The 21,950-nt window shown below is 61.8% G+C and carries 21 protein-coding genes; 15 read left to right on the forward strand and 6 right to left on the reverse strand.

From position 1 onward, the window contains the following. Positions 1-70: 70 nt before the first annotated feature. From AO356_RS15630 to AO356_RS15650, 5 genes are all read left to right on the forward strand, one after another. Positions 71-523 (forward strand): DUF4879 domain-containing protein, encoded by a 453-nt coding sequence (locus AO356_RS15630; protein WP_060740525.1) that lies wholly within the window; start codon positions 71-73, stop codon positions 521-523. A gap of 149 nt (positions 524-672) precedes the next feature. Next, positions 673-1,239: a DJ-1 family glyoxalase III gene (locus AO356_RS15635; RefSeq protein WP_060740526.1), complete on the forward strand. Its 567-nt coding sequence runs from the start codon at positions 673-675 to the stop codon at positions 1,237-1,239. Positions 1,240-1,417: 178 nt separating this feature from the next. Then, positions 1,418-1,939: a (2Fe-2S)-binding protein gene (locus tag AO356_RS15640; protein ID WP_060740527.1), complete on the forward strand. Its 522-nt coding sequence runs from the start codon at positions 1,418-1,420 to the stop codon at positions 1,937-1,939. Then, on the forward strand, positions 1,936-2,937 hold the full coding sequence (locus AO356_RS15645) for an FAD binding domain-containing protein (RefSeq protein ID WP_060740528.1): 1,002 nt from the start codon (positions 1,936-1,938) through the stop codon (positions 2,935-2,937). Before AO356_RS15640 ends, AO356_RS15645 begins: the two co-directional genes overlap by 4 nt. Further along, positions 2,937-5,138, forward strand: coding sequence for a xanthine dehydrogenase family protein molybdopterin-binding subunit (locus tag AO356_RS15650; protein WP_060740529.1), 2,202 nt, complete (start codon positions 2,937-2,939; stop codon positions 5,136-5,138). Before AO356_RS15645 ends, AO356_RS15650 begins: the two co-directional genes overlap by 1 nt. Here AO356_RS15650 and AO356_RS15655 read toward each other — a convergent pair. Then, the gene (locus AO356_RS15655) at positions 5,135-6,373 is read right to left on the reverse strand and encodes an MFS transporter (protein ID WP_060740530.1); all 1,239 of its coding nucleotides are present in this window, start codon (positions 6,371-6,373) and stop codon (positions 5,135-5,137) included. The two genes, AO356_RS15650 and AO356_RS15655, sit on opposite strands and share 4 nt — an antisense overlap. A gap of 541 nt (positions 6,374-6,914) precedes the next feature. Between AO356_RS15655 and AO356_RS15660 the strand changes: the two genes are divergently transcribed. Genes AO356_RS15660 through AO356_RS30980 form a run of 3 tightly spaced genes read left to right on the forward strand, consistent with a single transcriptional unit; the run spans position 6,915 to position 9,538 of the window. Next, positions 6,915-8,351, forward strand: coding sequence for a cytochrome ubiquinol oxidase subunit I (locus tag AO356_RS15660; RefSeq protein WP_060740531.1), 1,437 nt, complete (start codon positions 6,915-6,917; stop codon positions 8,349-8,351). A gap of 3 nt (positions 8,352-8,354) precedes the next feature. Next, positions 8,355-9,362 (forward strand): cytochrome d ubiquinol oxidase subunit II, encoded by a 1,008-nt coding sequence (gene cydB, locus AO356_RS15665; RefSeq protein WP_053125566.1) that lies wholly within the window; start codon positions 8,355-8,357, stop codon positions 9,360-9,362. Between the two features lie 11 nt (positions 9,363-9,373). Next, entirely contained in the window at positions 9,374-9,538 is a 165-nt protein-coding gene (locus tag AO356_RS30980; protein ID WP_003205785.1) for a DUF2474 domain-containing protein, read from the forward strand. A 41-nt stretch (positions 9,539-9,579) separates the two neighbouring features. On the opposite strand, the gene AO356_RS15670 is transcribed toward AO356_RS30980, so the two are convergent. Continuing rightward, positions 9,580-10,719: a methyltransferase gene (locus AO356_RS15670; RefSeq protein ID WP_060740532.1), complete on the reverse strand. Its 1,140-nt coding sequence runs from the start codon at positions 10,717-10,719 to the stop codon at positions 9,580-9,582. 181 nt (positions 10,720-10,900) lie between these two features. Beyond that, complete coding sequence (locus tag AO356_RS15675) at positions 10,901-11,641, reverse strand: autoinducer binding domain-containing protein (protein WP_237140818.1); 741 nt, start codon at positions 11,639-11,641, stop codon at positions 10,901-10,903. 264 nt (positions 11,642-11,905) lie between these two features. On the opposite strand from AO356_RS15675, the gene AO356_RS15680 reads away from it, so the two are divergent. Continuing rightward, complete coding sequence (locus AO356_RS15680) at positions 11,906-12,682, forward strand: ferredoxin--NADP reductase (RefSeq protein WP_060740533.1); 777 nt, start codon at positions 11,906-11,908, stop codon at positions 12,680-12,682. Between the two features lie 2 nt (positions 12,683-12,684). Here the strand turns inward: AO356_RS15680 and mscL are convergent, their stop codons facing one another. After that, positions 12,685-13,098: a large-conductance mechanosensitive channel protein MscL gene (gene mscL / locus AO356_RS15685; protein ID WP_003205779.1), complete on the reverse strand. Its 414-nt coding sequence runs from the start codon at positions 13,096-13,098 to the stop codon at positions 12,685-12,687. 283 nt (positions 13,099-13,381) lie between these two features. Here mscL and katB point away from each other — a divergent pair, with 283 nt between their 5' ends. From katB to radA, 3 genes are all read left to right on the forward strand, one after another. After that, positions 13,382-14,923, forward strand: a complete 1,542-nt coding sequence (katB, locus tag AO356_RS15690) for a catalase KatB (protein WP_060740534.1) — start codon at positions 13,382-13,384, stop codon at positions 14,921-14,923. Positions 14,924-15,073: 150 nt separating this feature from the next. Continuing rightward, positions 15,074-15,622: an ankyrin repeat domain-containing protein gene (locus AO356_RS15695; RefSeq protein ID WP_060743128.1), complete on the forward strand. Its 549-nt coding sequence runs from the start codon at positions 15,074-15,076 to the stop codon at positions 15,620-15,622. A 42-nt stretch (positions 15,623-15,664) separates the two neighbouring features. Further along, the gene (gene radA / locus AO356_RS15700; protein WP_060740535.1) at positions 15,665-17,032 is read left to right on the forward strand and encodes a DNA repair protein RadA; all 1,368 of its coding nucleotides are present in this window, start codon (positions 15,665-15,667) and stop codon (positions 17,030-17,032) included. 138 nt (positions 17,033-17,170) lie between these two features. On the opposite strand, the gene AO356_RS15705 is transcribed toward radA, so the two are convergent. Next, positions 17,171-17,527, reverse strand: coding sequence for a PilZ domain-containing protein (locus AO356_RS15705; RefSeq protein ID WP_060740536.1), 357 nt, complete (start codon positions 17,525-17,527; stop codon positions 17,171-17,173). A 158-nt stretch (positions 17,528-17,685) separates the two neighbouring features. Between AO356_RS15705 and AO356_RS15710 the strand changes: the two genes are divergently transcribed. The 3 genes from AO356_RS15710 (at position 17,686) to yjiA (ending at position 21,225) form a co-directional block, all read left to right on the forward strand. After that, entirely contained in the window at positions 17,686-19,752 is a 2,067-nt protein-coding gene (locus tag AO356_RS15710) for a carbon starvation CstA family protein (protein WP_060740537.1), read from the forward strand. A gap of 15 nt (positions 19,753-19,767) precedes the next feature. Further along, on the forward strand, positions 19,768-19,965 hold the full coding sequence (locus AO356_RS15715) for a YbdD/YjiX family protein (RefSeq protein ID WP_003182142.1): 198 nt from the start codon (positions 19,768-19,770) through the stop codon (positions 19,963-19,965). A gap of 291 nt (positions 19,966-20,256) precedes the next feature. Next, the gene (yjiA, locus tag AO356_RS15720; RefSeq protein ID WP_060740538.1) at positions 20,257-21,225 is read left to right on the forward strand and encodes a GTPase; all 969 of its coding nucleotides are present in this window, start codon (positions 20,257-20,259) and stop codon (positions 21,223-21,225) included. Here yjiA and AO356_RS15725 read toward each other — a convergent pair. Continuing rightward, positions 21,217-21,930, reverse strand: a complete 714-nt coding sequence (locus AO356_RS15725) for a GntR family transcriptional regulator (RefSeq protein WP_060740539.1) — start codon at positions 21,928-21,930, stop codon at positions 21,217-21,219. The genes yjiA and AO356_RS15725 overlap by 9 nt on opposite strands. Positions 21,931-21,950: the final 20 nt, after the last annotated feature.

Consider the following 21,950-nt stretch of genomic DNA (forward strand, 5'->3'; position numbering starts at 1 on the left):
CTGCGATCGTCGTCGATGTTTTGCCAACGCGCCAAGTGGGCCATACTGCGCGCGGTTCCGGGAGGTCTCTATGCTTCAGATGAATAAAAAGCTGCTAGCGGTCATGGGCTGCGCGCTGGGCCTGTGGTTGCCCGGCCAGGCCGCCCATGCCGCGTCGGCGCCGCCCTTGAGTGAGGTCAAGGTGCTCAAGGTCGAGTCGCCGGCCTGCGGCTTCGAGGACATCGTCCCGGGGCAGGCGCAGACGCGTTGCGATCACGGCCCGACGATCAAGGTCTATGTGCTGGAGGTCGGCTATGGCCGTCAACCCCATGTCACCCTGGACGGCTTTGAAGTCGACGGCACCCGCTCGCCGGTGTGCGCGTACAGCAATGGCAATCTCAATGACTGCTCCGTGCGGACCAAGGTCGTCGGCTATTTGTACATCTTCGACCTGAAAGGCAAGCAAGAGGGCACCTTCAGCTTCAGCAACCAGTCGATCAACGCACCGGGCAACCGGATGTCGACCCAGCTGTACATCAAATAATCGCTGGCCCCTGTAGGCACTGTGTAGGAGCTGCCGAGCGCAGCGAGGCTGCGATCGTTCCCCCCGACGCTTGAATCCCAAGCGCATATCAAAAGATCGCAGCCTTCGGCAGCTCCTACACTACAAGCATCACCCAGCGGAGAGTGCCCATGATTCCTGGAACCAAGATCCCCCGAGCCCTGATAGCCGTCGCCGAGGGTGTCGACGACTTGCAGACGGTCACCTTGATCGACGTGCTGCGTCGAGCGCAGATCGAAACCGTGGTGGCGAGCATCGAAGGACGGCGCATGCTCACCTGCGCCCGCGGCACGCGCCTGACGGCCGATGGCATGCTGGTGGACGTGCTCGCACAGGATTTCGACCTGGTCGTCCTGCCAGGCGGCATCATCGGCGCCCAGCACTTGGCGGCTCATCAGCCGCTGCAACAACGGCTCAAGGACCAGGCCGCTACCGGACGTTTCTTCGCCGCCATCGCCGAAGCCCCGGCCCTGGCGCTACAGGCCTCCGGCGTCCTGCGCCAGCGCCGCATGACCTGCCTGCCCGCAGTGAGCCAGCAGTTGTCCGGTTGCAGCTTCGTCGATCAGCCTGTGGTGGTGGACGGCAACTGCATCACCGCCCAAGGCTCGGCCGCTGCCCTGGCGTTTGCCTTGACGCTGGTGGAGCAACTCTGTGGCAAGGGCGTGAGGGGCGTGGTGGCGGCAGAATTGCTGGCCTGACACTCTTGATCCACATCGGCCTGTGGCGAGGGAGCTTGCTCCCGCTCGGCTGCGAAGCAGACGCTGGCATTCTTTCATCGCGCATTTGCCTTGAACGCTCACCCCCACCCTGAAGTCGTACCCCTTATGACGGCGGTTCTCCAAAACGCCGCGAGTACGACCAACCGTGAGGTGTTCCATGAGCGCGACCCTGTCCGAAGCGACGCAGGCGTCCTTCGTCCGTCATCCGATCCGTCTGACCCTCAATGGCCAGGTGCGAGAGTTGCAAGTGCTGGCCTGGACCACGTTACTGGACCTGCTGCGCGAGCAACTGGATCTGGTGGGCAGCAAGAAAGGCTGCGACCACGGCCAGTGCGGTGCCTGCACGGTGCTGCGCGATGGCAAGCGGATCAATGCGTGTCTTACGCTGGCCGTCATGTGTGATGGCGCCGAACTGATCACTGTCGAAGGCCTGGCCAGCGACGACCAGTTGCATCCCATGCAGCAGGCTTTCATCAAGCACGACGCGTTCCAGTGCGGTTATTGCACGCCGGGGCAGATCTGCTCGGCGGTGGGCTTGGCCAATGAGGGTCGAGCGAAGACCCGTGGGCAGATCAGCGAGTTGATGAGCGGCAACCTGTGCCGCTGCGGCGCCTACACCAACATTCGCGATGCCATCGAAGAGGCTCTGCCACTTTGCCAGCAGGGAGGTGATCAATGAATCCCTTCCAATACAGCAAGCCCGACACCGTGCAGGCCGCCGTCGATCTGTCGAGCCCGGTTTCCCGCTTCATCGCCGGCGGCACCAACCTGCTGGACCTGATGAAGGAAAACATCACCCGTCCCGAGCACCTGATCGACATCACTGGGTTGCCCTTGGCGGACCTCAGTGAAACCCCTTCCGGCGGGGTGATGATCGGGGCCTTGGTGAGCAACGCCGACCTGGCCTGGCACCCGTGGATCGAGCGCCGTTATCCACTGCTGGCCCAAGCCATCCTGGCGGGTGCCTCGCCGCAACTGCGCAACATGGCCAGCACCGGCGGCAACCTGCTGCAACGCACCCGTTGCTACTACTTCTATGACGCGAGCGTACCGTGCAACAAACGCCGACCCGGCAGCGGTTGCCCGGCCCGGAACGGTTTGAACCGGATCCACGCGATTTTCGGTGCCAGCGATCAATGCGTGGCCACCCATCCCTCTGATATGTGCGTGGCCTTGGCGGCCCTGGAAGCGGTGGTCCATGTCCTGGGCCGGGGCGGGGCGCGGACCATCGAGTTCGCCGACTTCCATCGCCTGCCCGGCGATGCTCCGGAGCGGGATAACCAACTGGCCGACGATGAGCTGATCACCGCTATCGAATTGCCTGCAGCCGGTTTTGCCGACCATAGCCACTACCTGAAGATCCGTGATCGCGCCTCCTACGCCTTTGCGCTGGTTTCAGTGGCGGCGGCGCTGGAGCTGGACGGGCCGGTGATTCGCCAGGCGCGCCTGGCCCTGGGGGGCGTGGCGCACAAACCCTGGCGCGACCGTGCCGTGGAGAGCTGGCTGACCGGGCAGACCGTCAGCCGCGAAACCTTCACCGTCGCTGCCGACGCGCTGCTGCAAAATGCCGAGCCGCTGGAGCACAACGGCTTCAAAGTCAGACTGGCGCGCCGGGCGATTGTCCGTGCCTTGAGTGACGCCGCATTGGGTTGCGCACCCCAGGGAGGACACGCCTGATGAACGCTCCGAGCAAATCCATAGGGCAACCTCTCGACCGGGTCGACGGCCTGCTCAAGGTGACGGGCCAGGCCCGTTACGCCGCTGAATACCCCGAGGACGGCTTGCTGCACGGCAGCGTCGTCTCCGGTACGGTCGCCCGTGGTCGCGTAGTGCGCATCGATGCGTCCCGAGCCCTGGCACTGCCCGGCGTGGTCGCGGTCATCGACCACACCAACCGGCCAAGGATTGCCAGCTACGACGAGCCCTACCAGGATGCCGATGCGGCGGACGGCTCGCCGTTCCGGCCGTTGTACAACGACCAGGTGCTCTACAGCGGCCAGCCGCTGGCCCTGGTGGTGGCGGAAAACCTTGAGCTGGCCCGGTATGCCGGTTCGCTGGTGGAAATCGAATACGACGCCGAGGCGCATCAGACCGATCTGATCACCTTGCAATATGACGCCCATCCGGCACCGGCCGAACTGCCCAAGCCCCGTGGGAATTTTCAGGGCGAATACGCCAGCTCCGCGCTCAGCGTGGATGTGTCCTACAGCACGCCGGTCGAACACCACAACCCGATGGAGCCACACGCCTCCACCGTGTTGTATCAGCCTGATGGCACCCTGCACATCCACGACAAGACCCAAGGCACGCAGAACTGCCAAACCTATGTGCAAAAGGTCTTCGGCCTCGAGAAAGAACAGGTGCGGGTGTTTGCCGCGTTTGTCGGCGGCGCCTTCGGTTCCGGGCTGCGCCCGCAGTATCAATTGCCGTTGGCCGTGATGGCGGCACTGGCCCTCAAACGCTCGGTGCGGGTCAGCCTGACGCGCCAGCAGATGTTCACCTTTGGCTATCGGCCGCGAACCCTCCAACGGGTGCAACTGGGGGCGGCGGCCAACGGTCGCTTGCTGGCTGTGGGGCACACCGCTATCGGCCAGACCTCGCGTTTCGAGGACTTCACCGAACACGTGGTGGAGTGGAGCGGCATGCTTTATCACTGCGACAACGTGGCGTTGACCTATAAGTTGGTGCCGCTGGACGTCTACACGCCCTTGGACATGCGCGCGCCCGGTGCCGCCCTCGGGCTGATTGGCCTGGAATGCGCCATGGATGAACTGGCCTGTGCCCTGGCGATCGATCCGATCCAGCTGCGCTTGATCAACTACGCCGAACGCAACGAGAACGAGGGCAAGCCGTATTCCAGCAAGGAACTGCGTGAGTGTTATGCCCAAGGCGCCCGTCGTTTCGGCTGGGACAAGCGCAACCCGGAACCACGCAGCATGCGTGAAGGCCGGCAACTGGTCGGCTGGGGCATGGCCGGTGGCGTTTGGGAAGCCATGCAGCAGAAGGCCAGTGCCCAAGCCTCTCTGGATACGCATGGCAAGCTGACTGTCAGCAGCGCCACCACGGACATCGGCACCGGGACCTACACGGTCATGACCCAGATCGCCGCCGAGGCGTCAGGCGTTTCCCTTGAGGACGTCACGTTTGTCCTGGGGGATTCGTCGCTGCCCACTGCGCCGCTGCAGGGCGGTTCGTTCACCGTCTCGTCGGTGGGTAGCGCCGTGCAGCAGGCCTGTGAAGCGCTGAAGGAAAAACTCCTGGCCGTGGCTCGCCAGGTCTGCCCGGCCTTCAGTGGCGCCACCCTTGAACAAGTCACCTTCGTGGATGGCCAACTGCGGCTGGGCGAGGCGAGTGTCGCATTAGCGGAGCTGGCGCAAAAAAGTGGCGAGACACCGTTGCAGGCCCAGGTCACCGCCGAGCCGGATGCAAAACGCCAGGCCTACGCCACGGCCACTCACTCGGCGGTGTTTGTCGAAGTGTGGGTGGATGAGGACTTGGGAACGGTGAGGGTCAACCGAGTGGTCAGCGCCATCGCCGCCGGCCGGGTCGTCAACCCGAAAACCGCCCGTAGCCAGATTCTCGGTGGCGTGGTGTGGGGCGTCGGCATGGCCCTGCACGAAGAAACCCTGACCGATCACGCCCTGGGGCGTCACATGAACCACAACCTGGCCGAGTACCACGTGCCGGTCAGCGCCGACATCGGCGACATTGACGTGGTTTTCGTCGAAGAACACGACGAGGTCGTCAATGCGCTCGGGTCCAAGGGCGTCGGCGAAATCGGCGTCGTCGGGGTGGCCGCGGCGGTGGCCAATGCGATTTACCATGCCACCGGCAAGCGGGTGCGGGACTTTCCCATCACCCTCGACAAGTTGCTCTAGGCTTTTGCTGCATCCACGGGTTCGTGCATCCGATCGCGGTTGGCCAGGGTCGGGAACAGCTTGATCCAGGTCCCGGTCACCAACAGCGTGCCGACACCGCCCATGACCACCGCCGGCACCGTGCCGAACCAGTGGGCGGTGAGGCCGGATTCGAACTCGCCCAGCTGGTTCGAAGCGCCGATGAACAGCCCGTTCACCGCGCTGACCCGGCCGCGCATTTCATCCGGGGTTTCCAGTTGCACGAACGAGGCACGGATCACCATGCTGATCATGTCTGCCGCGCCCAGCACCACCAGCACCGCCAGGGAAAACCAGAACGAGGTGGAGAGGCCGAAGGCAATGGTGGCGACGCCGAACACGCCCACCGCGGTGAACATCACCCGGCCGACCTTGCGCTCCACGGCGAACCGCGCCAGCCACAACGACATCAGCAAGGCCCCGACCGCCGGTGCCGAACGCAACAGGCCCAAGCCCCAGGGGCCGGTGAGCAGGATGTCCTTGGCAAACACCGGCAGCAGCGCCGTCGCGCCGCCGAGCAACACCGCGAACAGGTCCAGGGAGATCGCCCCGAGAATGTCCGGGCGGCTGCGAATGAAGCGAATCCCGGCCAGCAAAGAATCCAAGGTCGCCTTGCCTTTGTTCAGCGGCGTCTGCCGGGCGGGCAGGTTCAGCATCAGGCAGCAGGCGATGATGTAGAGCAGCACCGTCGGCCCATAGACCCAGACGCTGCCGAAGGCGTAGAGCAAGCCGCCGAGTGCCGGAGCGACGATGGTGGCCGATTGCTGGGCCGATTGCGCGGCGGCCACGGCGCGGGGAAACAGGCCCGCCGGCACGATGCTCGGCAGCAACGCCTGGGTGGTCGGCATTTCGAAGGAGCGAGCGGCGCCCAGCAGGAAGGCGAGGATGAAGATCATCTCCCGCGTGACGTTGTCGGTGGCGCTGCCAATCGCCAGCGCCAGGGCAATCATGGCCTGCAATGACTGGCAAATGGCCGCGACCTTGCGCCGGTCATAGCGGTCCGCCACGTGCCCGGTGTGGAGCATGAACAGCACGCGCGGGGCAAACTCCACCAACCCCACCAGGCCCAGGTCCAGGACGTTGCCGGTCAGTTGATAGAGGTTCCAGCCGATGGCCACGGTGAGCATCTGGAAGCCACTGGCGGTGAATATCCGGGCCAGCCAGAAGGCGATGAAGGGACGATGGTGACGGAGCAGCAGCGGCGCTTGGCTGGGCATCTATGACAGGTCCGATGAGGAAGGCATCGAGATTATCACCGAGCTGTAACCAGAAATTACGCCCGCTGGAAAAAATAGTTAGCCAAGCATCTTTTTGGGCGCCAACTGTGGGAGCAAAGCTTGCTCGCGATAGCGGTAGACCAGCCAGCAGGGTTGTCGACCGAGCTGCCCCAATCGCGAGCAAGCTTTGCTCCCACAGGTTTACAGTTTAACTGCCCAGTATCAGGGCACGCCTTGCTCCCACTGTCATTACCCCGCAACCCTTACCTTCTGCTGGGCTTTTCTATATTGCTGAACCTACTGAGACAACCTGTCACGCGACAAAAGACCACGCCGTCCATCGGCAATATTGCGACTACTCTTTGAGCATTGCTTGATCCAGATCAATACCCTTCGGGGCGTTGGGCTGGCGGCCATCCGGCCAGAGTCCTGCGTTGTGACGGTTATAAAAAGAACGATTTGAAAAGCATCGCACTCCATATCCCTTGGAGGCTGGTGCCAGCCCCGCCCGCAGCCGGTTTTACCTGACAGAGGAAGACTTATGTTCGGTTTGGAGGCGCTTGATCTCGCCCGAATCCAGTTCGCGTTCACGATCTCGTTCCACATCCTGTTCCCGGCCATCACCATCGGCCTGGCGAGTTACCTGGCGGTGCTCGAGGGGCTGTGGCTCAAGACCCGCGATGACACCTACCGCGACCTGTACCACTTCTGGTCGAAAATCTTTGCCGTCAACTTCGGCATGGGGGTGGTGTCCGGGTTGGTCATGGCCTATCAGTTCGGGACCAACTGGAGCCGCTTTTCGGACTTCGCCGGTGCGGTGACCGGCCCCTTGCTGACCTACGAGGTGCTCACGGCGTTCTTCCTCGAAGCGGGTTTCCTGGGCGTGATGTTGTTTGGCTGGAATCGCGTCGGCCGTGGCCTGCATTTCTTCTCCACGGTCATGGTGGCGATCGGCACCCTGATCTCGACCTTCTGGATCCTGTCCTCCAACAGCTGGATGCAGACCCCCCAGGGCTACGAAATCATCGACGGCCGGGTGATCCCGGTGGACTGGCTGGCGGTGGTGTTCAACCCCTCGTTTCCTTATCGATTGCTGCACATGTCCACCGCGGCGTTTGTCGCCACGGCGTTCTTCGTCGGCTCGTCGGCGGCCTGGCATTTGCTGCGCGGCCGCGATAACCCGGCCATCCGCCGGATGCTGTCGATGGCGATGTGGATGGCCTTGCTGGTGGCGCCGATACAAGCGGTCATCGGCGACTTCCATGGCCTGAACACCCTCAAGCACCAACCGGCGAAAATCGCCGCTATCGAGGGCCACTGGGAAAACGTCGGCAATGAACCGACCCCGCTGATCCTGTTCGGCTGGCCCGACATGCAAGCGGAAAAAACCAAGTACGCCGTGGAAATCCCTTACCTGGGCAGCCTGATCCTGACCCACAGCCTGGACAAGCAGGTGCCGGCCCTCAAGGAGTTCCCGCCTGAGGACCGACCGAACTCGACCATTGTGTTCTGGTCGTTCCGGGTCATGGTCGGCCTCGGCTTGCTGATGATTTTCACTGGGTTGTGCAGCCTGTGGCTGCGCCGCAAGGATCGGATCTATCAATCCCGACCGTTCCTCTACATGGTGCTGTGGATGGGGCCGTCCGGGCTGGTGGCGATCCTGGCCGGCTGGTTTACCACGGAGATCGGGCGCCAGCCCTGGGTGGTCTATGGCTTGATGCGCACGGCCGATGCTTCGTCCGGCCACAGCTTCGCGCAGATGAGCATCACCCTGGTGTTGTTCGTCGTGGTGTATTTCGCGCTGTTCGGTGCAGGTTTGAGCTACATGATGCGCCTGGTGCGCAAGGGGCCGGAGGCCCACGAAGCCGAGCCGAGCGATGGTGGCCCGGGCCAGAAACGCACGCCGGCCCGGCCATTGTCGGCCGCCGACGACGGCGACGATGTGGACCACAACGACCGCTCGAACAAGGGGAATTGAGTCATGGGTATTGATCTTCCGCTGATCTGGGCCGTGGTCATCATCTTCGGCATCATGATGTACGTGATCATGGACGGTTTCGACCTGGGGATTGGCATCCTCTTCCCCTTCGTCAAGGGCGAGCGCGACCGTGACGTCATGATGAACACCGTGGCACCGGTCTGGGACGGTAACGAAACCTGGCTGGTGCTGGGCGGTGCCGGGCTGTTCGGGGCGTTTCCGCTGGCCTACTCGGTGGTGCTTTCGGCGCTGTACCTGCCGTTGATCCTGATGCTCATCGGCCTGATTTTTCGCGGCGTGGCCTTCGAGTTCCGCTTCAAGGCCAAGGCTGAGAAGCGCCACCTCTGGGACAAGGCGTTCATTGGCGGTTCGCTGACGGCCACCTTCTTCCAGGGCGTGGCACTGGGGGCGTTCATCGACGGTTTTGAAGTGGTCAATCGCCAGTTCGCCGGCGGTTCCCTGGACTGGTTCACGCCATTCACGGTGTTCTGTGGCCTGGCGTTGATCGCGGCCTACGCCTTGCTCGGCTGCACCTGGCTGATCATGAAGACCGAAGGCAAGCTGCAAGAGCAGATGCATGACCTGGCCCGGCCTTTGGCGTTCGTGGTGCTGGCCGTGATCGGTATCGTCAGCATCTGGACGCCGCTGGCCCACGCGGACATCGCGGCCCGCTGGTTCACATTGCCGAACCTGTTCTGGTTCCTGCCGGTGCCGATCCTGGTGCTGGTGACCATGTACGGTTTGTTCCGCGCGGTGGCCCGCAATGCCAACTACACGCCCTTCATCCTGACCCTGGTGCTGATCTTCCTCGGCTACAGCGGCTTGGGCATCAGCCTGTGGCCGAACATCGTGCCGCCGTCCATCTCGATCTGGGACGCCTCGTCACCGCCCCAGAGCCAAGGCTTCATGCTGGTGGGCACGCTGTTCATCATTCCGTTGATCCTGGTGTACACCTTCTGGAGCTACTACGTGTTCCGCGGCAAGGTGACCCACGACGATGGCTACCATTGAGGGCGTCGAGCATGGCCAAACCTGACTTGAAAGACATCGAGGCCGCCGAACGCAAGCCTCTCTGGCAGCGGCTCGGCTGGCTGGCGTTGATCTGGGCTGGCAGTGTGCTGGCGTTGTTCATCGTCGCCAGCCTGATGCGGATGTTCATGAATGCCGCAGGGCTGACCACCCACTGATTTTCCTGCCGGGAGCGAGCTTTGCTCCCGCAGCGGACGGTCTATTTGCGCGCTTTGAGAATCACGAATTTCGGCGTGGCGGCCACTTGCTCGACGCCTCGGAACAACCGCGCCAGTTTGCTGTGGTAACCCAGGTGCCGGTTGCCGACGATGTACAGCGCGCCACCCACCACCAACGCTTCGCGAGCCTGCTGAAACATCCGCCAGGCGAGGAAGTCGCCCACCACTTGCTGCTGGTGGAAGGGCGGGTTGCACAACACCACATCCAGTGACTGCGCTTCTTGCCCGGCCAGGCCATCGCCGGCCCTGATGGTCACTTCGCGTTCGCCGAGGGCCGCACGCCAGTTCTCTGCCGCCGATTGCACGGCCATGTACGACTCGTCCACCAGGGTGTAGCGGGCCTCGGGATTTTGCAGGGCACTGGCGATGGCCAGCACGCCATTGCCGCAGCCCAGGTCCGCGACCCGGGCCGTGCCGAGGTTTTTCGGCAGATGTGGCAGGAACGCGCGCGTGCCGATGTCCAGGCCTTCGCGGCAGAACACGTTGGCATGGTTGAGCAGTTCGATCTTCGGCTCGTCCAGCCAGTAGCGCGTGGGGTAGGGTGACACGACCGGCGTGCTGTTGGGTGAAGAGGCGCTGGGCGGTGTGGCGATCAACAGCCGCGCTTTTTTCACTGCCAGGGAAGCCTGCACCGGGCCGATGTAACGCTCCAGCAAATCGCCGGCGGCCCGGGGCAGGTGCTTGATCATGGCTCCGGCAATCACCTGGGCGCCCGGCGCCAGTTGGCCTTGCAGGCGAATCAGTTGTTCCTCCAGCAGGGCCAGGGTTTTCGGTACTTTGATCAGGACGCGATCGAACGGGCCGGTCAACGCTTCGCTGGCCGGCAACGTTGGCACGGCATCGAAGGGCCGGCCATTACGCACCAGGTTTTTCTCCAGTGCCTGCAATGCCAGGAAAGAATCACCGCTGCTGGTCACCAGGACGTTGCCGGCCAGGCTGGCGGCCAGGGCGCCGAAGCCGTCATTGAGCACCAGGACCCGAGTCTGCGCGGCCGGTTGTTGTTCGGCCAGATACGCGAGCAGGTATTCATCGGCTGCATCGAAGGCTTGCAGCGGTTCGTTCTGCTGTTCGGGTTGGCGGATCAGGTCGAGTTGGGCGAAAGGACTGTCGAGCAGGGGCATGGCTGGGGACTCTGGAAATCAACGAATGTCCCGCTGCCTGGAGGCAGGTGTCTGTGCGGGACCGCCTGAATGAACTGCGTCGCGCTTAAAAGCGGCATCATTCAAGAGGGACCGTAAATGGTACGTTTTTTTGTTGCACATTACTCGCGGGTTTTTCAGCTCGGCAGTGCCGCGCCACGGGTCAGATCACATGGATCTGGGCAGCCTTGGCCACCGCTGAAATTTTATTGCTGACGTTCAGTTTTCGCATGCAACTGCACACATGGAAATTCACGGTTCGTTCGGAAAGGCAGAGAATCCTGCCCACTTCCGAAGCCGTCTTGCCTTCGGCTGACCACCTCAGTACTTCGATTTCTCTCGGCGACAAGTGATAGTTCTGCTTGACTACGATGGCGTCAGACAGTTTTTTACTGGCGAGCGCATGCAGCTTTTGACTGGCGAAGATGGCGTAGCCGAGATTGCCATAGTGTTCCTCGATATCAATGGGACAATGGGTTCGTGCAAGACTGAACAGGCTGCACTGTGGCCCTTGGTCGTCATGAACGGCCTGGGTCCAGCCGTACTTGAGTCCCTGTCGATTAAGTTCTCGCCATAACTTGGGGGCCTGAGCGAAAACAGTCTCATCCCACAAGATCGGGAGCGGTGATTGATTGCAATGTGCTACTAATGGATCGCTCGACGCATAACCATTTTGTTCATAAAGCCGGTCCCATCCATAAGGGTAATTATTCAGGTTCACCTTGCTGGTGTGTTTGTCGGGGCTTCCGAGATAGGCTGCAAATGCGCAATATTCAAATCCCTGATTGTTAAAGAAATTCAATACCAGACGATAGGCCGTCTGCAGGTCTTTTTCACAGGATAGCTTCCTCAGTAACAAGTCCTTCCACCTGTCCATCGCTTTCTCCTGGGTTGATTCGTCCATGCGGATCCAATCCATGATGCGAAATTTTAGTGTAGGACTATTCTTAATTTGTAGTGGGATTTTTTTATCCCACTTACATTTTGAAATATCTAAGGGAATAAGTTTTTTATGTGGTTGGTTTTACATGGCTGCAACTTTGTATAAGTTTGGTAAAGGATTTAGCGATAAAGGCGGCGACTATGGCTAAAGTGCCATTACTTGCCGTCGGTGGTGAAGACGCTCACTTTGCGGGACACTGCAGGTCTTGTCCCCTAGGAGTGGCTCATGACCGACAGTGCAGAGAAGTTCACCCGCCAAACCTTGCTCGATGTCCAGCCAGTGACGTCTCATTTGTTTACGTTACGCACGACCCGGGATCGCGGCTTTCGCTTCCGGGCGGGTCAGTTCGCCCGGCTGGGCGTCGCCAAGGCGGACGGCACCACCGTCTGGCGGGCGTACTCCATGGTGTCGTCGCCCTTCGACGAGTTCCTCGAGTTCTTTTCCATCGTGGTGCCCGAGGGCGAGTTCACCAGCGAACTCAGCCGCTTGCAGCCGGGTGACGAACTGTTGGTGGATCGCCAGGCCTTTGGCTACCTGACGCTGGACCGCTTCGTCGATGGCCGGGATTTGTGGTTGCTGTCCACGGGGACGGGCGTGGCGCCGTTTCTTTCGATCCTCCAGGATTTCGAGGCCTGGGAAAAATTCGAGCGGATCATCCTGGTGTACAGCGTGCGCGAGGCGCGGGAATTGGCGTATCAGGACCTGATCAAGGAGTTGCCCCAGCGCGACTACCTGGCCGAGTACGCTCACAAGTTTCGTTTCATTGCGACCGTCACCCGTGAGCAGCACCCGGGGGCGCTCAGTGGGCGCATTACCACGTTGATCGACAACGGCGAGTTAGAGCTCGCGGCCGGCGTAGCGCTGACGCCGGAGCATTCGCGGGTGATGCTGTGCGGCAACCCGCAAATGATCGACGACACACGCAAGCTGCTCAAGGCCAGGGGCCTGCAACTGAGCCTGACCCGTCGTCCGGGCCAGGTGGCGGTGGAAAACTACTGGTAGGCTCAGGGCCGCTCGTTCTGAGCCTTGAGCAGGTCGCGAATCTCACTCAGCAGCAGCTCTTCCTTGGTCGGAACCGGAGGGGCGCTGGGGGCTACGGCTTCTTCACGCTTGAGGCGGTTGATGGCCTTGACGCCCATGAAAATGGCGAACGCCACGATGATGAAGTCGATGGTGCTCTGGATGAATTTACCGTAGGCCAGTACCACGGCAGGCGCATCACCCTGGGCGGCCTTGAGGGTGATGGCCAGGTCACTGAAATCCACGCCACCGATCAGCAGGCCGATTGGCGGCATGACCACGTCGCCCACGAATGACGAAACGATTTTGCCGAAAGCGGCGCCGATGATGATCCCGACGGCCATGTCGACGACATTGCCTTTGACCGCGAAGGCCTTGAACTCGCTTAGCACGCCCATGAGTTATTCCTTGTAACAGATGAAAGATGAGTGGCAGTGTAAATCAGCCCAACGAGTCTTGCTCGAAACGCCTGCTTACAAAGCTTCAGTTATCGACCGGGGCTTGGATGAAAAGTTTACAAAGTGCCATCAATCGCGCGTGATACGCGGTTTCGGCCCGGGGGCCCTATAACGTTTTTTCTATCGGTGCGGTACGGCATTTCTATTTAGGTTTTTCTTTTCCCGGCACTAGCCTCTGGATGGCGCACATGGATGCGCTCTATAACATCAGAGGAACATGCCTATGAACACTTCCCTCGGCCACGGGGCTTACTCCCATCGCCGCGCTCTTTTTGTGCTGACCGCGAGCCTTCTATCCTTGTCTGTCAACGCGGCCACCCTGACCCGGGACAACGGTGCGGCGGTCGGCGATAACCAGAATTCGCAGACGGCAGGTCCCAACGGTCCGACCCTGCTGCAAGACGTGCAGTTGATCCAGAAGCTCCAGCGCTTCGATCGTGAACGCATCCCCGAGCGTGTGGTGCATGCCCGTGGTACCGGTGCCCACGGCACATTCACGGTGTCCGACGATCTCAGCGACCTGACCAAGGCCAAGGTCTTCGCCGCGGGCCAGGTCACCCCGGTGTTCGTGCGTTTTTCGGCCGTGGTGCACGGTAATCATTCGCCGGAAACCCTGCGCGACCCCCGTGGCTTTGCCACGAAGTTCTACACCGCCGACGGTAACTGGGACTTGGTGGGCAACAACTTCCCGACTTTCTTCATTCGCGATGCCATCAAGTTTCCGGACATGGTCCACGCGTTCAAACCCGACCCGCGGACCAACCTGGACGATGATTCACGGCGTTTCGACTTCTTCTCCCATGTTCCAGAATCGACCCGTACCCTGACCGAGTTGTATTCCAACTCCGGCACACCGGCCAGTTACCGCGAAATGGACGGCAACGGTGTACATGCCTACAAGCTGATTAACGCCAAGGGTGAAATTCACTACGTGAAGTTTCATTGGAAAAGTTTGCAGGGCTTGAAAAATCTCGATCCGAAAGAAGTTGTGAAAGTTCAGGGTCAAGATTACAGCCATATGACCAATGATCTGGTGAGCCATATTAATAAGGGCGACTTCCCGAAGTGGGACTTGTACGTCCAGGTGCTCAATCCACAAGACCTTGCCAAGTTCGACTTCGACCCACTGGATGCGACCAAGATCTGGCCGGGCGTGCCTGAACGCAAGGTCGGGCAAATGGTCTTGAACCGTAACCCGGCGAACGTCTTCCAGGAAACCGAGCAGGTGGCGATGGCGCCAGCGAATCTGGTGCCAGGCATCGAGCCTTCCGAGGACCGTTTGCTTCAGGGCCGGGTGTTTTCCTATGCCGATACGCAGATGTACCGTCTAGGCGCCAATGCCCTGCAATTGCCGATCAACGCCCCCAAGGTGGCGGTGAACAACGGTAACCAGGACGGTGCGATGAACCCAGGCAGCACCAGCACCGGCGTGAATTACCAGCCGAGCCGCCTGACGCCTCGTGAAGAACCGCAGGCGGCACGCTACAGCCAGGCCGCGCTGAGTGGCAGCACCCAGCAGGCGAAAATCCAGCGCGAGCAGAACTTCAAGCAGGCCGGCGATTTGTATCGTTCGTTCAGCAAGAAAGAACGTGATGACCTGATCGAAAGCTTTGGCGGCTCTTTGGCGACCACCGATGACGAGAGCAAGCACATCATCCTGTCGTTCCTCTACAAGGCCGATCCTGAATACGGCACTGGGGTGGCCCGTGTCGCCAAAGGTGACTTGGCTCGGGTCAAGGCTCTGGCGGAAAAACTGACTGACTGATCACCGCCGGCAGGTGCATCACCTGTGGGAGCAAAGCTTGCTCGCGAGGCGGACGCCGGGGTCGGAAGCCAGACCGAGTCGTCCGCATCGCGGGCAAGCCTTGCTCCCACAACCCTGCTCCACAGTCTTGAGTCATGGGGAGACGTCATGATGGGTAAATTCTTTTTGTCGATGCTTGCGACCTGGTCACTGAGCGTACTGGCCGATCAGCCAATACCCACCGAACCGGCTGCGGTCCAGGAACAGCTGCAAAACTATTATTTCGACGCCGCTCGCCGGGGCGATGTGCCGATGCTCGATACATTTATCGAGGCCGGTTACTCGTTGGATACCCGGGATGAGAAGGGCTACACCGCGCTGATTCTGGCGGCTTATCACGGCCACGCTCCGGCGGTGGAGCGGTTGCTGGCCGCGGGGGCCGATGCCTGTGCCCAGGACAAACGCGGCAATACGGCGCTGATGGGCGCCATTTTCAAGGGCGAAGTGCAGATTGCCCGTCGCTTGCTGTCCACCGATTGCAGCCCGGACCAACGCAACGGTGCCGGACAGACTGCCGCGATGTATGCGGGTCTGTTCAAGCGTGGCGAGTTGCTCGATGCCTTGAAGGCCAAGGGCGCCGACCTGGAGGCCCGGGATCCGTTGGGCAATACCGCGGCAGATCTGGCGAAGGGTGAAATCAGAATGCCGGCCCCTCAGTGAACCTTGGCTGGGCTATCATCGCGGTTTTACCCCGGAGTTCAGATGGCCAAGGCAAAGCGCATGTACGGCTGCACCGAGTGCGGTTCGACCTTTCCCAAATGGGCCGGCCAATGCAGCGAATGCGGGGCCTGGAACACCCTGACCGAAACCATGGTGGAAAGCGGCGGCGCGGCGGCCCCCACCGGGCGCACCGGCTGGGCCGGTCAGCAGGCGCAGATCAAGACCCTGGCCGAAGTCAGCGTTGAAGAAATCCCGCGATTTTCCACCGCGTCCGGTGAACTGGACCGGGTGCTGGGCGGCGGCCTGGTGGACGGTTCGGTGGTGCTGATCGGTGGAGACCCGGGCATCGGCAAATCCACCATCCTGCTGCAAACCTTGTGCAACCTCGCCACCCGCATGCCGGCGCTGTACGTCACTGGCGAAGAGTCCCAGCAACAGGTCGCCATGCGCGCCCGGCGCCTGGGCTTGCCCCAGGACCAGTTGCGGGTCATGACCGAGACCTGCATCGAAACCATCATCGCCACGGCGCGCGTGGAAAAGCCCAAGGTGATGGTGATCGACTCGATCCAGACCATTTTCACCGAACAGCTGCAATCGGCCCCGGGCGGCGTGTCCCAGGTGCGTGAAAGCGCGGCGTTGCTGGTGCGCTACGCCAAGCAGAGCGGCACGGCGATTTTCCTGGTGGGCCACGTCACCAAGGAGGGTGCGTTGGCGGGACCGCGGGTGTTGGAGCACATGGTCGATACCGTGTTGTACTTCGAAGGCGAATCCGATGGCCGCCTGCGTTTGCTCCGGGCGGTGAAGAACCGTTTTGGTGCCGTCAATGAATTGGGCGTGTTCGGCATGACCGACAGGGGCCTGAAAGAAGTCTCGAACCCTTCGGCGATCTTTCTGACGCGTGCCCAGGAAGAAGTCCCGGGCAGCGTGGTCATGGCGACGTGGGAAGGGACCCGGCCGATGTTGGTGGAAGTGCAGGCGCTGGTGGATGACAGCCACTTGGCGAACCCACGGCGGGTCACCCTGGGCCTGGATCAGAATCGGCTGGCCATGCTGCTGGCGGTGTTGCACCGACACGGCGGGATTCCGACTCACGACCAGGACGTGTTCCTCAACGTCGTGGGCGGGGTCAAGGTACTGGAGACCGCGTCCGACCTGGCGTTGATGGCGGCGGTCATGTCCAGCCTGCGCAACCGGCCGCTGCCCCATGATTTGCTGGTGTTTGGCGAAGTGGGGTTGTCGGGGGAAGTGCGACCGGTGCCCAGCGGGCAGGAGCGGCTCAAGGAAGCGGCCAAGCACGGTTTCAAACGCGCCATCGTGCCCAAGGGCAACGCGCCGAAGGAAGCGCCGCCGGGGTTGCAGATTATCGCAGTGACCCGTCTGGAACAGGCGTTGGATGCGCTGTTCGAATAACACTGGCAATTGCGCAAGGAATGTATGTGGGAGCAAAGCTTGCTCGCGATGCAGGCGACTCGATTTTGAAGGGCCGCATTGCAGCCATCGCGGGCAAGCCTTGCTCCCACATGAGTCCCTCACCAAGGGGATGGCAGTTCAAGTCTGGATCAATGCCGCCAATTCCCGCTCCAGCTCGTCATGGTCGCCCAGGTTCAGCTCTATCAATCGGCGCAGGTGGGCGATGGATGCCAGGTCGATATGCTTGCAGACGAAGCCCAGGTGACCATGGTCATCATGGGCCAGGCGAATTTCCATTTTGATCTCGGCATCGGGACTCAAATGGATATCGGCCATGAAGGAATGTTCGGGATCGCCAAGCCAGGGCTCGGGTTTCTTGATCAGCAGCCCCTTGAGGGACAGGTCCAGCAGTTCCACCGACCAGATATAGGGGCCTTGGCTCAGCTCGGTCCTGGCATGGAAATCAACTCGTACGAAGCGGCGACGCTCGCTCATGACGCATTCCCTCTGAAGATTCATTGACTATAGACCCAACTGACGGGGCATCGTCACCGTTCGGCAACAGACAGACGAATGTCGAGTATGGCCTTTGCCCGGGTTAGCGCTAAACTCCAATGGCTATCTTTCTTGTCCACCCTGGCTGGAATATAAAAATGAAAAACAATAATAGCCTGCTGCGCCATCTGCCCTGGCTACTGCTGGCCGTCGTAGGAGCGTGCGCCCTGGGCGTCGTGGCATTGCGTCGAGGCGAGGCGATCAACGCCCTCTGGATCGTCGTCGCCGCCGTGGCCATCTACCTGGTCGCCTACCGCTACTACAGCCTCTTCATCGCCAACAACGTGATGCAACTCGATGCGCGCCGGGCCACCCCCGCCGTGCTCAACAACGATGGCCTGGACTACGTCCCGACCAACAAACACATCCTCTTCGGCCACCACTTCGCGGCCATTGCCGGTGCGGGGCCGCTGGTCGGGCCGGTGCTGGCGGCGCAGATGGGCTACCTGCCCGGCACGCTCTGGCTGATCGCCGGCGTGGTGCTGGCCGGTGCGGTGCAGGATTTCATGGTCCTGTTCCTGTCCACCCGCCGCAACGGTCGCTCCCTGGGTGACATGGTGCGCGAGGAAATGGGCCGCATCCCCGGCACCATCGCGCTGTTCGGCTGCTTCCTGATCATGATCATCATCCTCGCGGTGCTGGCGCTGATCGTGGTCAAGGCCCTGGCCGAGAGCCCGTGGGGCATCTTCACGGTAATGGCGACCATCCCGATCGCGATGTTCATGGGCATCTACATGCGCTACATCCGCCCGGGCCGCATCGGTGAGATCTCGATCATCGGCGTGCTGTTGCTGCTGGGGTCGATCTGGCTGGGCGGGCAAATCGCCGCCGACCCGGTCTGGGCCAAGGCTTTCACCTTCACCGGGATCCAGATCACCTGGATGCTGATCGGCTACGGTTTCGTCGCGGCGGTACTGCCGGTGTGGCTGATCCTGGCCCCGCGGGACTACCTGTCGACCTTCCTCAAGATCGGCACCATCGTCGCCCTGGCGATCGGCATCCTGGTCACCATGCCCGAGCTGAAAATGCCGGCGCTGACCCAGTTCACCGACGGCACAGGGCCGGTGTGGAAGGGCGGGCTGTTCCCGTTCCTGTTCATCACCATCGCCTGCGGCGCGGTCTCGGGCTTCCATGCGCTGATCTCCTCGGGCACCACGCCCAAGCTTTTGGATAATGAAACCAACGCCCGCTACATCGGTTACGGCGGCATGCTGATGGAGTCCTTCGTGGCGATCATGGCCATGGTCGCCGCTTCGGTGATCGAGCCGGGCGTGTACTTCGCCATGAACAGCCCGGCGGCCATCGTCGGCGGTGACGTGGTGGCCGTGGCGCAGACCGTCAGCAGTTGGGGTTTTGCCATCACGCCCGAGGCGCTGCAAGCGGTGGCCAAGGACATCGGCGAGACCACCGTGCTGGCCCGTGCCGGCGGTGCGCCGACCCTGGCGGTGGGGATCGCGCAGATCCTGCACTCGGTGCTGCCGGGTGAGAACACCATGGCGTTCTGGTACCACTTCGCGATCCTGTTCGAAGCGTTGTTCATCCTCACCGCCGTGGACGCCGGCACCCGTGCCGGGCGGTTCATGCTCCAGGACCTGCTCGGCTCGTTCGTGCCGGCCCTCAAGCGCACCGAATCGTGGACCGCCAACCTGATCGCCACCGCCGGTTGCGTGGCGCTATGGGGTTACTTGCTGTACCAAGGCGTGATCGATCCGCTGGGCGGCATCAACACCTTGTGGCCGCTGTTCGGCATCTCCAACCAGATGCTGGCCGGTATCGCCCTGATGCTCGCCACCGTGGTGCTGATCAAGATGAAGCGCCAGCGCTACGTCTGGGTCACGCTGCTGCCGGCGTCCTGGCTGCTGATCTGCACCACCACCGCGGGCCTGATCAAGCTGTTCGACGCCAACCCGGCGATCGGCTTCCTGGCCCTGGCGCGCAAATACAACGATGCCCTGGCCGCCGGCCAGATCCTGGCCCCGGCCAAGAGCATCGAGCAGATGCAGCACGTGGTGTTCAACGCCTACACCAACGCAACACTGACGGTGTTGTTCCTGTTCGTGGTCTTCAGCATCCTGTTCTACGCGCTCAAGGTCGGCATCGCCGCCTGGGGCACCAAGGAACGCACGGACAAAGAAGCGCCATTCCAGGCCCTGCCGGACGCTTGATAGAGGATTGCAACGATGTTCAATGACTTGAGTCGCCTGGGTAAATACCTCGGTCAGGCCGCCCGCCTGATGGTCGGCATGCCCGACTACGACAACTACGTCGAGCACATGCAAACCAAGCACCCGGACAAACCGATGATGGACTACGAGGCGTTCTTTCGCGAACGCCAGGAGGCCCGTTACGGTGGCAAGGGTGGGCCCAAGTGCTGTTGAACCGCTGATGGCCAGTGGATGATGTAACCCTTGTGGGAGCGAGCTTGCTCGCGATGGCGGAGTGTCAGTTGACGATGATGTCGCTGATCCACCGCCATCGCGAGCAAGCTCGCTCCCACAGTTGTTTTTGGATGGTTTCAACATGGGCGCACACCACAGAATCCCTGTGGGAGCGAGCTTGCTCGCGATGGCGGAGTGTCAGTTAATGATAATGTCGACTGACCCGACGCCTCCGCGAGCAGGCTCGCTCCCACAAAACCGTTTTCCTTTCAGGCATCAAGGAGATTCAGTTTGTCCTCTCCCATCCCGGTCACCATCCTCAGCGGCTTCCTCGGCGCCGGCAAGACCACGCTGTTGCGCCATCTGCTCAAGGCCGAGCACGGCCTGAAAATCGCCGTGATCGAGAACGAATTCAGCGATGCCGGTATCGACACCCAACTGTTGGGCGACGAGCCGGTGCAAGTCATGACCCTGGCCAACGGCTGCGTGTGCTGCACCATTCACACCGACCTGACCAAAGCCCTGTACCTGTTGCTCGAGCGGCTGGACAGCGGCGAGATTGCCTTCGATCGCCTGGTGATCGAGTGCACCGGCCTGGCCGACCCGGCCCCGGTGGCGCAGACTTTCTTCATCGACGAGGACCTGCGCGAGCGCTATATCCTCGATGGGATCCTGACCCTGGTGGACGCGGCTCACGCCGACATCCACCTGACCCAGGCCATCGCCCAGGCCCAGGTCGGGTTTGCCGACCGCCTGCTCCTGAGCAAGACCGACCTGGTGGACGCCGCCCAGGTCCAGGCCCTTGGCGAGCGCTTGACGCGCATCAACCGACGGGCACCGATCAGGGTGGTTGAACACGGCCAGATCGACCTGGCCGAGCTGCTCGACATTCGCGGTTTCAATCTCAATGCGGACCTTGGCGCAGGGTTCAGCCTGCGCCCGGTGGGCAAGGCAACCCCGGGCGATCGCATCAGCAGCCTGGTGCTGCGCACCGACAAGGCCCTGGATATCGACAAGCTCAGCGAGTTCATGAACCAGTTGCTGGAAGAGCACGGCAAGCAATTGCTGCGCTACAAAGGCGTGCTGAACATCGCCGGCGAACCCCGCCGGCTGGTGTTCCAAGGCGTGCTCAAGCTGTACGGTTTCGATTGGGACACTGAATGGGCGCCCGACGAAGCCCGGGAAAGCGTGATCGTGTTCATCGCCGACGAACTGCCCGAAGAGAAGATCCGCGCTGGCTTCGAAGCCGCGCTACTTTGACGATCCCGCGCCTGCGACCAGCAGCAGTTTTTGCTCCAGATGGTCCAGGTGCTCGTCCATCAGCCGCACCGCTTCATTGACGTTGCGGCCTTCCACCGCGTCGACGATCGCCAGGTGTTCCTGCCAGGCGCAATGCCGGCGGGATTTGACCTCGTGGCGTGCCAGGGCCAGCGAGGTCAAGGGCACCAGGCTGCCGAGGAATTGCGTCAACGGCGCGTTGCCGGCCATGGCGGCCAGGTGCAGGTGAAACTCGCCGGACAGGCGTATCGCCGGGCCACGCTCGCCGCGGTCCAGGCACTGGCGCTCGCGCTCCACCAGATCGCGCAGGCACTGCAAGTCCTTGGGTTGCGGCGCCTTGCAGGCCAGGCGCACCAGGGTCTGCTCGGCCAGGCGGCGAGCATGGAGGATCTGCCGCGTCTGCTCCAGATCCGGCGCGGCGACTTGTGGCCGATGGTTGGGCCGCAATATCACCACTTGCTGGTGGGACAGGCGCGCCAGGACACGGCGAATGATGCTGCGGCTGACACCGAACACGTCTCCCAGGCTTTCCTCGGTGAAACGGCTGGCCGGAGCGATGCGTTGTTCAAGAATGGCGTCGAAGATCCGCGGGTAGATATCGTCCACCGACGGTTTGCCAATCCGGCCGGGCAGGGGCAGGGCGGCGAGTACATTGCGGTTGTGCTGATGGGAAACGAGAGTGTTCATGGCGGTCTCCGCAGGCCCAG

Origin of the sequence: Pseudomonas fluorescens, from assembly GCF_001307275.1 — a bacterium.
In the GTDB taxonomy this organism is placed as follows: domain Bacteria; phylum Pseudomonadota; class Gammaproteobacteria; order Pseudomonadales; family Pseudomonadaceae; genus Aquipseudomonas; species Aquipseudomonas fluorescens_AA.